The sequence below is a fragment of the Rubripirellula reticaptiva genome, assembly GCF_007860175.1.
GTDB classification, from domain to species: Bacteria; Planctomycetota; Planctomycetia; order Pirellulales; family Pirellulaceae; genus Rubripirellula; species Rubripirellula reticaptiva.
The window spans coordinates 1,010,972-1,024,818 of record NZ_SJPX01000005.1; the positions used below are offsets into that span (position 1 = coordinate 1,010,972).

The window sequence follows — 13,847 nt, forward strand, 5'->3', positions numbered from 1 at the left end:
GTCTTACCAACCCCAACGACGTTTTAGTTTGACGAGAGAGAGTACGGGATGAGCGAAGCCAAAGTGACCGGCGTAGTGCATTTGATCGAAGAAACCAAGACCTACGGCGCGAAGGGCTTTCGCAAACGCGTCGTCGTGCTGGAACAGGACAAGGGCAGCTTCACCAATTACGTTCCCGTTGAATTCACACGTGATTCGTGCGACACCGTTGACGACCTGAACGTCGGCGACGAAATCGAAGTGCAGTACCGCCTGAACGGACGCCGCTGGCAAAAAGACGAACAGAGCGAAGTGAAGTTCTTCGTCAACGTCGAAGCCGTGTCGTTCCGAATCACTAGCGATGGCGAGCACAGCCAAACAACGACTCAGCGGACGAGCGATCCCAACGATGCGTTCAGCGAAGCTGGCGACGACGAAGCACCGTTCTGATCTCGCTTGCAGTCATTTCGACTGCAACCGAATCAGCGTGCTGGCAAACCCAACAAAGCCCCGAACTGGTTTACCAGTTCGGGCCTACGATCAGCCGTCTGACCTATTCACCCATCTTCGTCGTGATGTCGAATCCCAAGTCGGCGATCATGTCATAGTCGGCCTGCGGGGCTTGCCCCTTGGTCGTCAAATAGTCGCCCACAAACAAACTGTTCGCGACGTACAACCCCAGCGGTTGCAGCGAACGCAGATGGATTTCGCGACCGCCTGAAATTCTGAGCTCGCGAGTTGGATTAACGAAGCGGAACATCGCCAAAGCTCGCAGGCAGTCTTGCGGCGACAAGTCCGCGTTGCCCTGCATCGGCGTTCCCTCGATCGCGTTTAGGAAGTTCAAGGGAATCGACTGGACCCCCAACTCTTGCAAGTCGAACGCCATCGAGACCACGTCCTCGTGCTTCTCGCCCATTCCGATGATTCCGCCGCTGCACATTTCCATGCCCGCGTCGCGGACGTGACGCAGCGTCTGGACTCGGTCGGCGTAAGTGTGCGTCGTGCAAATTTCGGCGTAATGATCTTCGCTGGTGTTCAAGTTGTGATTGACGCGGTCCACGCCACAAGCCTTCAAGCGATCGGCTTGCTCTCGCGACAACAGCCCCAAGCAGGCACAAATATCCAGCCCGTACTTCTGTTTGATTTCAGGAACGATCGTTTCGACCGCCGCCATTTCTCGTTCATTGGGCCCGCGAGCCGAAATGACCAAGCAATACGTCTTGGCACCGCGTTCGGAAGCCATCCGAGCGGCATCCATCAAGTCGTCTCGCTTCAAGATGTTGTGCTTCGGGACCGGCGCTGTCGAGATCTTTGACTGACTGCAGTAATGGCAATCCTCGGGACACAACCCGCTTTTCGCACTCATCAGAAAATAGAGCTGGACGGTTTTTCCGAAGTGTTTTCGGCGAATCCGAAAACCAGCCGCCAACAAAGCCAGGACGTCTTCGTCCGGCGAACGCAAGATTTCGAGCGCATTTTCACGGCTGATCGGCTCTCCAGCCAAGACTTGCTCGGCCCATTGGTCATATCGGTTGCCAATCTCAGCGTTGGTTTCGACGTTCAGCATCGCGTCAGGGTACCTTAGGGGTGAGTTGCGACTAGGAAGCGGATCAGCCACTATGGTGCCGATCATAGCTGCCCACGACAAGTCACCTACGTTTTCCACCGTTTTTTCCAGCCCCGCACGACTAAGATTCCGTCTTTCAATGCACCCCGTCTTCCTTCGCATCGGTTCGCTCGCCGAAATCCACGCAGCGACAGCGACCGGCCCGCTCGCCCGTGGTCGCCGGGTTATTGCGCGAACAGGCCGAGGAATTGAATTGGGGGAAGTCATCGGGCCGTGCGGCAACTCGCGTGCGATCAGCGATTCGTCGGTCACGATCGTGCGAGCGACCACCCAAGAAGACGAACTGCTGATCCGCCGACTCGATCGGCACAAACGACAAGCCGTCGAAGCCTGCCGCACAGCTTTGGCCGAGTCGGGTTCGCCAGCATGCTTGTTGGACGTCGATCAAATTTTCGACGGTGGTACTTTGGTCATGCACTTCTTAGGTCCCGTCGATGACATCGCCGCATCGGTGACCAAAGCGGTCGCCGAAAAGTACGAATCGATCGTTCGCAGTCGCCACTTTGCCAAGTTGCTTAGCGATGGCTGTGGACCGGATTGCGGCACGGCCGAAGGCGGCGGTTGCGGCACCAGTTGCAGCGGATGTGCGATCGCCGCGGCCTGCAAGTAAAACTGCTAGCGGACCAAATTTAGTCACTAGCGTGATCCCGGTACGCCTTCGCCGCTTCCACGTAATGACCGGCAGCATGCTTGGCTCTGGCCACGTTTTCCGGCGTCAATTCACGAATCACTTTCGCCGGCACACCGACAGCTAAGTGCCCCGCCGGAATCTGCATCCCCTCGGTCACCACCGCACCAGCGCCCACGATCGCGCCAGCACCAATGCTGGCACCGTTGAGCACCACCGCACGAATGCCAATCATCGCTCCGTCGCCCACCACCGCGCCATGAACGACCGCTGCATGGCCGATCGTCACGTCTTTGCCGATCACACACGGAAAACCAGGGTCCGCATGCAACACACACAAATCTTGGACGTTTGAACGATCGCCAACAACGACCTTTTCGGTATCGCCACGAACTACCGCACCAAACCAAACGCTTGCCCCGGAGCCCACGGAAACGTCGCCGACAATCGTCGCGTTCGGCGCCACGAATGCAGACTCGTTAATTAATTCCGGATGAAACTTCGCGTCCATGATCATTCTCCCCCACAAAAAATACGAATCGCCGCTTCCGCGTCGTCTGCCGCCAGCGTCTGCAATGTCCGGGTCGCCGGATCGATGCAAGTCGCCACGAGCGCCGACTCATTCATGCTAGCCAGTCCGCGATAGCGTTGGCCCGAATACCGCACGCCCTTGGCATCGAGTGCGACACGGATCTTTGCATAGTGATCTTCGTTATAGGCATGCAGCACATCGTCCGAGTCAGGCGACGTGATCTCGTACAGCGGGGCGCGGGCGACACAGATTCGCCCCGAATCCAAAAGCGGTCGCATGAATCGATAAAAGAACATCGACATCAATGCGCCACAGTGGATTCCGTCTGCATCCGGATCGAACAACATGATGATCCGATCGTAGCGGAGCCTTGACAAGTCCAGCGACTCACCCCAGCCCACACCGATCGACGCAACCAGTGCCCCGAACAATTCGTTGCGTGCGACGACTGACTTGCGTGCCTTGTAGGCGTTCAGCGGTTTGCCTTGCATCGGCAATACGGCTTGGTCGGCTGACCTTCGCGCTCGTACCACCGATTTCGACGCAGAATCACCCTCGACAATGAATAACTCGGCACCCGAGCCGACCCCGTGGCTTTGGCAGTCGTGCAATTTGACCGGAACGATTCGAAACATTGATTTTCCTATTTTATCCCGCACTCTCACGCGATCGCCAACGGCAACATTGCTTAACCGCCATGGACCGTCTTGACCAAATCGTCGATGGCATACGGCTTGGCCGCCACAAACGATTCACCGGCCGCGACGCCGGCAAGTGATCCCGTCACGACCGCAGCCGCGCGGACGCGATCAAGAATGGATGCCTTATGCGCAAACTGACTTGCATAGCACTGGATCGATGCAATCTTTTGCTCGATTGTGTCGGACACGTCCACCGTGACATGATGCGACAAGCCTGAAATCGAATCGGGCTCGAGAGCCAACCGAAAATAGAGATGTCGCTCGACCGAGTGAACGGGCAAATGATCGAAATGCTCGTCCCACTTCGTCAGCCGACTGTAGAAAATTGCTCCGTCGGTGATCTGCATCGCCTGCCAGTGATCCGGCGATGCCAACGGTGTCTTGTCGCCAAAACCGATCACCAATTTGGGTCGCCACTTGCGAAACTCACGAGCCAACATGACGCGTTGCTCGAACCCATCGAACAGTCGCCGGTTTGCCATCGTCAACTGGATCCTTTTGTGGATTCCTAATACGGCTGCGGCTGCGTTTGCTTCCATCAACCGAGCCGCCGGCCCGGGGCTATTCGGCGTGGGCTCGCCGTCGGTCAAGTCGATGATGCCGACTCGGTAACCTTGATGCACCAGCTTCGCGAGCGTTCCGCCGCAGGCGATTTCGACATCGTCAGGGTGGGCCCCAACAGCGATGACATCAAGCGGCTCGGGAAGTTCAATCGGTGAAGTCATCTAGCGAGATTCCCGGGCGTCAAAGGCGGTTGGTGGGGCAGCATTTATCGTATCAGAGATCGATCCGATCACAGTGCAAGGCATATTTGGGCCCTGCAATCATCACAACCGACACGTTCCGTCATTCCAAAGACTCCGTTTGCACAAACTCTGCGAACCGAACGGCAAAAAGGATGGAAAGGCGGCGACTCGAACTAGTCTTGGTTGTGTCAGGGTGACGCGACCAGCAACATGAACTCAACACCAAGATATCAAGCGTCCCCCCGTGCGAGGCGGGGTCGGTCTTTCGGGATCGGCCTCGCCTTTTTTTATGTGCTAACCGATCAACAAATTTCGACCCGCGATCGAGACACACCAATAAAAAAAGCCCAGTCGCAATCAGATTGCAACCGGGCTTTTTCGTGTGTCAGTTCCAAGGACGAGCTTAGACGCCGACTGGCAACTTGGCGTTCTTGACCGTCGCGATGATGGCGCTAGCGACCATATATGGATCAGCGTTGGATGCAGGACGACGATCTTCCAACCAACCCTTCCAGCCGTGTTCGACGGTGAAGATCGGAATGCGAATCGAAGCACCGCGGTCCGACACGCCGTAGCTGAACATGTCGATCGACTGAGTTTCGTGCAGACCGGTCAAGCGTTGGTTGTTGTCGGCGCCATAGACGTCGATGTGTTCCTTGATCCGTGGCTCGAATGCCTTGCAGACCGCTTCGTAAACTTCTTGACTGCCGCAGGTACGTAGCAGCGTGTTGGAGAAGTTCGCGTGCATACCGCTGCCGTTCCAGTCACCCTTGACTGGCTTGCAGTGATAGTTGATTTCGATGCCGTACTTTTCGCCACAACGGTCGAGCAAGTAACGAGCCAACCAAATTTGGTCGCCTGCGTCTTTAGCTCCCTTAGCGAAGATCTGGAATTCCCATTGGCCCTTCATCACTTCGGCGTTGATGCCTTCGAGGTTCAGACCAGCTTCCAAACACAATTCCATGTGTTCTTCGATCAAATCACGTCCAACGGCACGGCCGGTACCGACGCTGCAGTAATACGGACCCTGGGGAGCTGGGTATCCATCCGATGGGAAGCCCAATGGCTTTTGAGTTTCGGGATCCCACAACGTGTATTCCTGTTCGAAACCGAACCAGAAATCTCCGTCGTCGTCCATGATCGTCGAACGACCGTTGGACTTGTGCGGTGTGTTGTCAGGGTTGAGAACTTCGCACATCACCAAGAAACCGGTGCCAAGACGAGCCGGATCGGGCACGACTTTGACTGGCTTCAGAAGCAGGTCGCTCTTGCCGCCGGTGGCTTGCTGAGTCGACGAACCGTCAAATGACCAAACTTTTGCGTCTTCAACTTTACCGCTGAAATCGTCTTCGATCTTGGTCTTGCTTCGTAGCGTCTGGGTGGGCTGATAGCCGTCGAGCCAGATGTATTCCAACTTGCACTTGGTCATAAATGATTCTCCCTTAAGTGAATCTAAGCTGATATTGACCGAGGAGAACGGGGAACTGAACCAAGACCAATCGGAGATTTCAGCCGATTCGCACTCTTGAAATACAGCGTTCCCGCCACCAAAAACACACGCGTTTTCACAGGTCTACCACCACCCGCAGCCCCGACCGAAAAGCGGAAACGCCGCCGACCGACACAATTGCAGAGCACGCGTACCATCGCTCCACACCCTTAAAATACCCGAAATCCTGCCCAAGGAAAGTGTCTGGTAAAAAGTGCATGAATCCGTAACGATCAGGGTGAATATGACAGCCCTAACCGTCAGCCAAATCCGTTAGCGATACCATTGCCCCCCTTGAACGCCCAAACGGGGAAACCGCTTTTCGGCTTTACGGGGGATCCGCAACCCCAATGTCCCTCGGTTCGCTAACACTGCCCAAGTGCCCTAGTTCTGTTCAAACGCACCACGATCGATCGAGCCGCTGAATCGCGAGCGCCCGTAGACGTCCAAAAAGAAGTGGTCGCCGCCGTCGATCCCGTTGTTGACGGCCGGACTGTAGGCCTCGGGTTCGAAACTGCCCGGGCGAAACAGCGGATCGCCGTAATAATTCGAGGCGTCATAGGGAACCTCGCGAACGCTACCATCGATGATGTTGAATCCAAACCAAAAAGTCACGCGAATCGCACTGCAGCGCTGCTCGCTTGCCTAAATTCGCTTTCAGGATGTTGTTGTAAACGTAGACGCGTTCGCTTTCCGAAATGCTGACTTTGCCGCCGAAATCAAACGACCCAATGTTGCCAACACACGTGTTGTTTTGAATCCGCACATTCTGGCTGCGAAAACAATGCACGCGATTGCCGCCATTCTCGAAGCACAGATTGTTCTCGACCACCGACATGCGGTTCTAGCCAACGCCGTTGCCACCGGACTGAGAATTATAAAAATCATCCAGCACGACCCCCTTGCCATCGCTAGGCCGAGCGAGCGACGCGTTGTTGACCAGGTTGCGGTTACCGAACGAAGTACTATTTCGGATGATGATCACATAAGTTCGCGAGTCGTTACCGCGATACTGTGGTTGGTAGAATGAAATGCCACTGTGCTGGTTGGGGTCGTAAAATGCGTTGCCTTGCGTGATGTTCCACTCTGACAAAATCCAATCGGACTGATCGAATGAAATTCCGCCCCCCCCAGCAATCGCGAACCCGATTGTCTCGAACGGTCACATCATGACAGCGGGTGAACGAGATGCCCGTGGTCAGCCCCGAGTTGGAATCGTTGCTGACATCAAAGCCATCGATTCTTAAATAGCTTTGGTCGGTCGCCGAAATCAGTCCGACCACACGAGCGGCTTCACGACTTTCTGCTCGCAACACAATTTCGCCGCCGGCATGAACAGATCAATTGATGTAACCTGCTCGCAATACGTGCCGGCCAAGACCACTACTTGATCCCCGCCCGAAGCTTGGTTGACTGCGTAGCGAATGTTCCGCCAAGGCGTCGAGCGATTCGTCGCCTGGGAGGCACTGCGAGAATCCGAACCAGAAGTTCCAACGTAATAAGTCGCCGCTTGGCCGACCTGAACCGCTGAGACAACAAACAGAAACGCCAAAGAGGCGACACCATCGCGGAATTGGCACACTGGATTTCCCTTGGCTGAGAAGACGTTGAAAAGTCAGAGACGCCTACATCCATTCGCAAAAAACACCCAACCAACCTAACCCCCAACATCTCGCCAGCCAAAGAGTGACTCACTACAGCCCCATAACACTTCTATTCCAGGCGATCCGTTCGAAGACTTTCCAATCGACGCTGCACTGCCAGTGCCAACGCAGCATCGGCACTCAGGCCGCTAGCTGTGTTGCCCTCATTGATTTTTTCAGCGGCTCGATCGAAACAAACTTTCGCCTTCGCCAGGTCGCCAGACTGTTCAAACGCATCACCGGCCGTCATCCAGACCCGCGGATCAGAAGGAAATTCGCTAGTCGCGATTTTCAGATGCTTCAGCGCTGGTTCTGAGCTGCCCTGTTTTAAATAGGCACGTGCCAAGACCAGTCGAGACTCTTTGGATTTAGGTAACCCCATTTCAAGAGCCGCCTCCAAATCCAAAATCGCCTGACTGGTCATTTTTTCCATCGCCAACAAATTGACCGACCGACGCATTAGCAGGTCAGCCGTTTTACCGTCGATCCGAATCGCAGCCGAGAAATCATCGACTGCGGAATCCAATTCGGCCAAATCCGTCCGCACCTTGCCGCGGCGAATCAGCCACTCACTTCGTGTCCGGTCAACTGCGATTAATTCATTCAACACCGCCAGCGAGTCAGCTGGTCGACCGGTTTGGTGCAGCAAACAGGCAAATTCAAAACGATCGTCCGCGTCGCCCTTTCCACTGGCGATCAACTGCTCGGCGGATCTCAGTGCTTCCACAATGTCGCCTGACTGCTTAAAGATGCGAATCCGGATTCGCCACGAATCCACTTGGCCGGGCGCCAATTTAAGCGAATGGTCGATAGCTTCGACTGCAGCTGATATGTCCTGTCGTTCCATCGCGATTTGCGCCTTGTACTTCAGAGCATTGGGCGAGTCAGACTGAGCCACTGTTGGCATCGTCAATAACTTATTCGCCTTCCGAAAATCGCCCTTTTGAATCAACAAGCCGGCGTGTTCGACCAAAATGTCGGTCGATGGCTTCGCGACTTGTTCGGCACGTTCATAGTCCGCAATCGCCTTGTCGTGATCTCCGAGCGACGCCCACGCGGCAGCCCGGTTTGCATAGGCGACTGGATTGCCGGGCTCGACTCGAATCGCTTGGCTAAAATCCGCGATGACGGAATCCCAGTTACCTAGCTTGGCGTAGGCGATTCCTCTCGCCACATACGCGGCAGCATCATCAGGGTTCGCTTCCAACACCCGCGTCAGAGTTCGGATTGAATCCGCATGACGTTGAACATCGATTTGCAAAATCCCTAACGTCCTCAGCACGTTCGATGTGGCGTCAACACGAGCGCGCGACTCTAGCTGGGCACAGGCAAGTGCGATATCACCGTTGCTCGCTATCTGAAGAGCTTCCTTAATCGTTAGCGGCGACTCCACTCGGCTAGCCAACGTCGCATCTCTTTCGCTTCTACTAACGGATTGACTAAACCCTTCGGCCCAATCAGCAATCGAGGTAATGTTCATTAAACGGTCGACGGCAACCTTTGGATCCAAGGATGGGGCTTCTTGACCACTCTCTATCCAATTCGCGGCACTCGGCTGTCCGGTCGCAATCAATGCACCTGCACGCTTCATATCCCGGTTGGCTAGCTCACCATTTCCCAACTGCTCGTACGCCACACTGCGAAGCGTCCACCCCAACGATTCGTCGGGCGCAATTCGAATCAGATGACTAAAACTAAGTACCGCCCCCATAGGATCCCCATTTTCATTTTTTGCAAAACCATCAACCAGATAGCCAGCACGACAATCAGGACATCGCTGAATGCATCGATTGGCTGCGTCAATCGCTTCGCTCCACTTTTCCTCAGCCAAGTGCCCGACTGACTCGTAGAGATGGGGTTGGTGGAACCGTGGCGGAAGCGCGCGGCCGACAACGCCAAGCGTCGAAGTCGCTTCGCCAGTCTCGCCCATGAACAATTTACAAACCCCGGTCGCCAAAGTGATGCGTGGGTCCGCGTCCTCTGACCGATCAGCTTGCAACACCGCCAACGCTGTATGCGGATCGGCAGCTAGGAAGTAGCGATAGGCTTCCGTCAACAACTTCCCGGTCGGCGAAGTGTCCGCAACGACCGACGCCTCGGAATCAGACAAATTGGGCATCGTGACATTAGCTGAAGGGTCTCCGTCATGTCCCGATCCCAGGCCAGCCACACCCGTGACCCGGGCAGCAACACTGGGTTCGCCCGCATTCTTCGAACCACTCTTAAACAGGATTGCGAGCAACCAAAGGATTCCGATCAATCCCACCACGGCAATCGGCAGCAGCGCGACATCCGAAAACAACCGCTTGATGGTTCGCGTGTATCGGCGGTTAGTTTTTAGAAAGTGAATTTTCATTGCCTAACAAGTCACATCGAGTTTGAAAGCATCAACGCCGCGTCGAATCCCTGATCCCTGATCGACAGTTCGCTCCGTCCCTTAGTTTTTTCATCGCGAGTCGTGGTTTCGCCCGCAATGTCCAGGTAAGTCGCGTCACCCGCCAACGCCTTCCATCGGCTGAGGTGCATAATCAACAACTGCGGGTCACTCTGTGGCGAAGCAATGAATTGCAACTGAGCTAAGCCAAGATGCACATCCTTCAACAATCCACACGATTGCCGGGCCAACAGCAAATGCTGATACGCCGGCTTCAACAACTCACCAACCTCTTGGTTGGACTGGATCACATTGACAAGTTTGGTGGCATCACGAGACTCGAGTCGCCGAAGAAAAGCCGGCAACTCAATCAAGGGCACATCGCGAATCTGTCGCAATGTAGGATCCGTTTCAGTACGTCTGTAAAACTCACTGACTTGCCAAGATGCCAACTGAAGATGCCCTTCGGCATCGTCCCACCGTCGTCCAAGCCCCGACACCAATCGATCAAGCTCAATCTCATCCGACTTGGACTTGCCGAGCCCCTCGACCATGATGCCGCGATGAGCCCCCTGAATCCCTGAAGCCGCGTGCATGTCAAAAACACCGATTAGCAGAAGAGCCAGAGTGGCAATGCTTAGCAGTTCAAAAGGCCACCGCTCCTGCAACTGCTGCAGAACTCCCTTTCGATTGAAATCTCGATCAACGTCCGCCACCCCCACGCCATTGCTAGAGTCCGAGAGGTGACTAAATGCAATTCCCATCAACATCGAAAATGCGATCAGGTTCGAAAAAATAAACAGTCCGAAGTCAAACATATTGGACAGCATTTGCGAAATCACCAACGCAAACCCCATCACTCCCTGAACCCACAACACTTTTGAATCCGACTGACATTCGGATTCAGCTTCGACGGCGTCTGCGTCGCCTGCGTCCGCGTCGTCTGATGCGATCGCCAGTCTCATCTGACGCACAGACGCGTAACATGCAGCAGCAAATCCTGCGACCAACCACAGCATCCCAACACTCCCCGCGACAGCCATGCTTTCCAACAACGCATTTTCAGCGTGCACGAAGTTCACCTGACCGACACTCGAAACAATGACGGGACGAACATATTCAAATGTCCCCAATCCGCTTCCAAATCCCGGAAACTGCCGATACACAGCAAGGGCATCTTGCCACAACCCAACGCGTCCGTCCGATGCCAGCGAGTCAACGTCGACCAGATCGTCGTAGGCTTCGCCAACCATGTCCTTCTGGCCAGCAAAAATGGCGACCATGACACCGACAATCATAAAGCCAAGCACAACGGCCATCAGTTGGCCGACCTTACCACGTGCTGTCTGAGCCACCGTATAGGCAATGCCAACCGATAACGACGCTATCAATCCCCCCCGACTGCCGCACGCGGCGATCCCACCGATGATCGTAACAACGCAAATCACAGCAACGCAGCGAAGCGTAAGCAATCGAAAAGATTGACTCTCGGCACCCGAGTCATCTTGGACTTCGGCCGCATCAAAATCGTCCGCCGGTTTCCAAATCAAAGCAGTCCAAGCAACGGCCGCCACTAACATGATGCAAAGAAATCCGGCCGCATTGTTCGCGTTGGCGAACGGACCAAAACAGCTTCCCGGTGCATCGACAAGATTCAATAGCGTACCGGGCGATGTCATCCGAAACGCCATCCCAAGGTAGGACAGGGCCGCACCAAAAACCGCAAAAGCCCCAACGACCATCCGAATCGCCGCTGCTGTCCGAAATAGCTGCGAGGAAACAATCACGACGGCAACAGCGGCCGTTAACTGCCAAAGCTCTAACCGAGTCGACGCGGGATAGACACTGATCGTCGCTGTCGAAACTACTGCCAAATCGCTCGACGAAGTCCCAGGGTCGGCGACAAAAAGCTCCTGCAGCCTGTTCGACATGGGACTGAGCGACGATACCCAATGCGTTGGAATGGGCGTGATCTGAATCATTCCCATGGCGATCAGACCAAACAGCGTGACCGCCGGAAACGATAGCCGACAATCATGCTGGGTCCGAAAACGGCTAACCGCCGACGCAGCAACGATTGCGATCGTTGCGGTCATCGCGACAAACTGAACACTCAGCGAAGTACCGCCAAACGCAAGCGTGCACCCAGCCAACAAAGCGATCAATCCGGTGGCGGAAAACCACCAAACAACCCTGTCAGCATTCATGGGGGTATTTCTGATTTGGCGCCAACGAGGCTAGTTTGATCAGTAAAGAAACACGGAACGCCCGCGATGCGGGATGTTCATCGAACACACTTCCAGCAAAACCGACACAATGTTGCACCGGAGCAAACATCAACTTTGCCCAAGTTCAATAAACCCTAAAATCAGAAGTTGGCGTCTCGGGGATCTCATTTTCAGGAAGCGTGAATCCCTTGACGGGGAATTCAAGGATGTAGAAAGAAACAAACGAGACACTTGCCTCTCGATCCCCGCCGGGCCCAACTCGATCATTAAACTCCATATTGATTGAACGAAGCTCGTCAGGATCAAACTTCACAAGCTCGTTGGCTTCCGCCAAAGCAGCCTCGAGGTTGGACAAATAGCTGTCAAAGTCTGCCTCTTGATCCAAACGATTGACGATCCCGTCGGGAACTCCCTCTGGTCCGGTAATGTCCTGAAAACTGAACTTGAAAAATTGAGCATTGGGAACGCCAAACGAGTGCGAGTCGTCGATGTAATCGTTGGTCAAAAGTTGACCAACCCGTTCAAAGTAAGGAGCCTCCGACTGTCCACCAGCGAACGCATTCAATCCGGACGTCGCATTACCAGCGGAGGAAACCGTTGACGAAGTTCCAGAAACACCTGCTGTGCTAGAAAAACTGCCGACGGCCGATGCATCACTCGTGATGACCTTACTTGAAGCACTTGTACCGGCGGATGAAAAACCGCCGCTGCTCAATCCACCGGATCCATTGGCGACCGCCCCTGACGAACGCACACCCGAAGAACGCGCGCCTTGCGATCCACCGCCGCTCGACCTTCGACTTGCTCCTCTGCTGATGCTAGAAGCCTGCCCAATACGATTGCTAGTGGTTCCAGGTGCAAAAAAAGTCGCAGACGATTGGCTCGATCCTATGTCAGCGATTGAAAAATCGGCGGACTTTGGCGACACACCTTCTCGCAATCCTATCGTCGAACCGAAACCGGCAACTTGCTTTTCCCCGTGGCCGTCCTCTTGCACACCCTGCCCAAAAGAATCCGATAACGACGTCGTTGACGGCGACTTCGCGACCGAACGACGGAAGAAAATGTCGTCAAACGATTTCGACTCAAAATCGGGTGGCTGCAAATCGTCAACCAACTTCTGAAGAACCGAATCGCCCGCCAACCCATCCGCAGAGCGATTGAAGGCATCCAACGAAACGGCGACGGAAAGAGAATCTGAGTTTGACGACTGCGGCGTGCTCGATGGCGAACGCTCGTCCAGCGGCGTCAGATCATCAATCGTTAGCGGCAGCGTTAAGCGACTCAAGAGCGGCCCTTTGCTGGGCTGATTTTCCGCTTCGGCGGCAGGCAAAACAGCTTCTGCCGACACAGCGGCACTCAAGGGATCAAGGTTAGCTGACGTTTTTGGCGTTAAACCCGGAGCCGAAAACACGACGGAAGAAGCAAAAGCGATTGCTCCGAACCCTCCGATCCACCCGGGATATGACATAGCTGACATCAAGATTCCCCACGCAAACAACGGTTTATGACTTAGGTCACCTCCATCCGGCTGGCGCATTTGTTTTGCAACAACGCCATGCGAATGCGGCGGCTCGGCAATCAAAGAGAGCAGCCCCCCCGACCCACACAGATGCTATCCATCCACCGTTCGGGTGGCAAATGGGCAAACTGAAAACTTTACGCTGTATTCATTTCGGCAACACTAAACCGACCCTGCAGCACCCTAACGGAACTCTATCCGCCGTAAATCGACTTTCGCCCTACCCCGCATACGTCGCAGCCTTCGTTTATTCCCGGACTCGACACTTAGGTTTCGCTGGCTTGAGCCAGATTCCCGGGGGGGTGCAGCTACCTCAGACGCGATTCCAACGGCGTGCTAGACCTATGACGCTGGGGCGATCAGGGGTCTAATCTGCGT

Annotated in this window: 14 protein-coding genes; 2 read left to right on the forward strand and 12 right to left on the reverse strand. The window is 54.9% G+C overall.

The annotated features are described in order from the left end of the window. Positions 1 to 48 precede the first annotated feature (48 nt). A complete protein-coding gene (locus Poly59_RS24950; RefSeq protein ID WP_146536780.1) occupies positions 49 to 429 on the forward strand; it encodes a DUF3127 domain-containing protein in 381 nt (126 codons plus the stop codon). A 103-nt stretch (positions 430 to 532) separates the two neighbouring features. Here Poly59_RS24950 and bioB read toward each other — a convergent pair whose 3' ends face one another. Then, complete coding sequence (bioB, locus tag Poly59_RS24955; RefSeq protein ID WP_146536781.1) at positions 533 to 1,546, reverse strand: biotin synthase BioB; 1,014 nt, start codon at positions 1,544 to 1,546, stop codon at positions 533 to 535. A gap of 139 nt (positions 1,547 to 1,685) precedes the next feature. On the opposite strand from bioB, the gene Poly59_RS24960 reads away from it, so the two are divergent. Next, positions 1,686 to 2,216 (forward strand): hypothetical protein, encoded by a 531-nt coding sequence (locus Poly59_RS24960; protein ID WP_146536782.1) that lies wholly within the window; start codon positions 1,686 to 1,688, stop codon positions 2,214 to 2,216. A gap of 19 nt (positions 2,217 to 2,235) precedes the next feature. Here Poly59_RS24960 and Poly59_RS24965 read toward each other — a convergent pair whose 3' ends face one another. The 11 genes from Poly59_RS24965 to Poly59_RS25015 form a co-directional block, all read right to left on the reverse strand. Next, on the reverse strand, positions 2,236 to 2,745 hold the full coding sequence (locus Poly59_RS24965; protein ID WP_146536783.1) for a gamma carbonic anhydrase family protein: 510 nt from the start codon (positions 2,743 to 2,745) through the stop codon (positions 2,236 to 2,238). A 2-nt stretch (positions 2,746 to 2,747) separates the two neighbouring features. Then, positions 2,748 to 3,401, reverse strand: coding sequence for a toprim domain-containing protein (locus Poly59_RS24970; RefSeq protein WP_146536784.1), 654 nt, complete (start codon positions 3,399 to 3,401; stop codon positions 2,748 to 2,750). A 53-nt stretch (positions 3,402 to 3,454) separates the two neighbouring features. Beyond that, positions 3,455 to 4,192 carry a PIG-L family deacetylase gene (locus Poly59_RS24975; RefSeq protein ID WP_146536785.1) on the reverse strand — a complete coding sequence of 246 codons (738 nt, stop codon included), beginning with the start codon at positions 4,190 to 4,192 and terminating at the stop codon, positions 3,455 to 3,457. Between the two features lie 424 nt (positions 4,193 to 4,616). Continuing rightward, positions 4,617 to 5,642 (reverse strand): glutamine synthetase beta-grasp domain-containing protein, encoded by a 1,026-nt coding sequence (locus Poly59_RS24980; protein WP_146536786.1) that lies wholly within the window; start codon positions 5,640 to 5,642, stop codon positions 4,617 to 4,619. A 444-nt stretch (positions 5,643 to 6,086) separates the two neighbouring features. Beyond that, positions 6,087 to 6,317, reverse strand: coding sequence for a hypothetical protein (locus Poly59_RS24985; RefSeq protein ID WP_146536787.1), 231 nt, complete (start codon positions 6,315 to 6,317; stop codon positions 6,087 to 6,089). Beyond that, the gene (locus tag Poly59_RS24990) at positions 6,280 to 6,492 is read right to left on the reverse strand and encodes a hypothetical protein (protein ID WP_246151920.1); all 213 of its coding nucleotides are present in this window, start codon (positions 6,490 to 6,492) and stop codon (positions 6,280 to 6,282) included. Before Poly59_RS24990 ends, Poly59_RS24985 begins: the two co-directional genes overlap by 38 nt. Positions 6,493 to 6,546: 54 nt before the next feature. After that, positions 6,547 to 6,795, reverse strand: a complete 249-nt coding sequence (locus Poly59_RS24995; protein WP_146536789.1) for a hypothetical protein — start codon at positions 6,793 to 6,795, stop codon at positions 6,547 to 6,549. 177 nt (positions 6,796 to 6,972) lie between these two features. Next, positions 6,973 to 7,284, reverse strand: coding sequence for a hypothetical protein (locus Poly59_RS25000; RefSeq protein ID WP_146536790.1), 312 nt, complete (start codon positions 7,282 to 7,284; stop codon positions 6,973 to 6,975). 131 nt (positions 7,285 to 7,415) lie between these two features. Continuing rightward, positions 7,416 to 9,701, reverse strand: coding sequence for a tetratricopeptide repeat protein (locus Poly59_RS25005; protein ID WP_146536791.1), 2,286 nt, complete (start codon positions 9,699 to 9,701; stop codon positions 7,416 to 7,418). An 11-nt stretch (positions 9,702 to 9,712) separates the two neighbouring features. Continuing rightward, on the reverse strand, positions 9,713 to 11,926 hold the full coding sequence (locus tag Poly59_RS25010) for an O-antigen ligase family protein (protein ID WP_146536792.1): 2,214 nt from the start codon (positions 11,924 to 11,926) through the stop codon (positions 9,713 to 9,715). A 145-nt stretch (positions 11,927 to 12,071) separates the two neighbouring features. After that, positions 12,072 to 13,298, reverse strand: a complete 1,227-nt coding sequence (locus tag Poly59_RS25015; RefSeq protein WP_146536793.1) for a hypothetical protein — start codon at positions 13,296 to 13,298, stop codon at positions 12,072 to 12,074. Positions 13,299 to 13,847: the final 549 nt, after the last annotated feature.

Coding starts and splice junctions, on each gene's coding strand:
- Poly59_RS24950 (WP_146536780.1), top strand. CDS start 49: ATGAGCGAAGCCAAAGTGACCGGCGTAGTGCATTTGATCGAAGAAACC.
- bioB (WP_146536781.1), bottom strand. CDS start 1,546: ATGCTGAACGTCGAAACCAACGCTGAGATTGGCAACCGATATGACCAA.
- Poly59_RS24960 (WP_146536782.1), top strand. CDS start 1,686: ATGCACCCCGTCTTCCTTCGCATCGGTTCGCTCGCCGAAATCCACGCA.
- Poly59_RS24965 (WP_146536783.1), bottom strand. CDS start 2,745: ATGGACGCGAAGTTTCATCCGGAATTAATTAACGAGTCTGCATTCGTG.
- Poly59_RS24970 (WP_146536784.1), bottom strand. CDS start 3,401: ATGTTTCGAATCGTTCCGGTCAAATTGCACGACTGCCAAAGCCACGGG.
- Poly59_RS24975 (WP_146536785.1), bottom strand. CDS start 4,192: ATGACTTCACCGATTGAACTTCCCGAGCCGCTTGATGTCATCGCTGTT.
- Poly59_RS24980 (WP_146536786.1), bottom strand. CDS start 5,642: ATGACCAAGTGCAAGTTGGAATACATCTGGCTCGACGGCTATCAGCCC.
- Poly59_RS25005 (WP_146536791.1), bottom strand. CDS start 9,701: ATGAAAATTCACTTTCTAAAAACTAACCGCCGATACACGCGAACCATC.
- Poly59_RS25010 (WP_146536792.1), bottom strand. CDS start 11,926: ATGAATGCTGACAGGGTTGTTTGGTGGTTTTCCGCCACCGGATTGATC.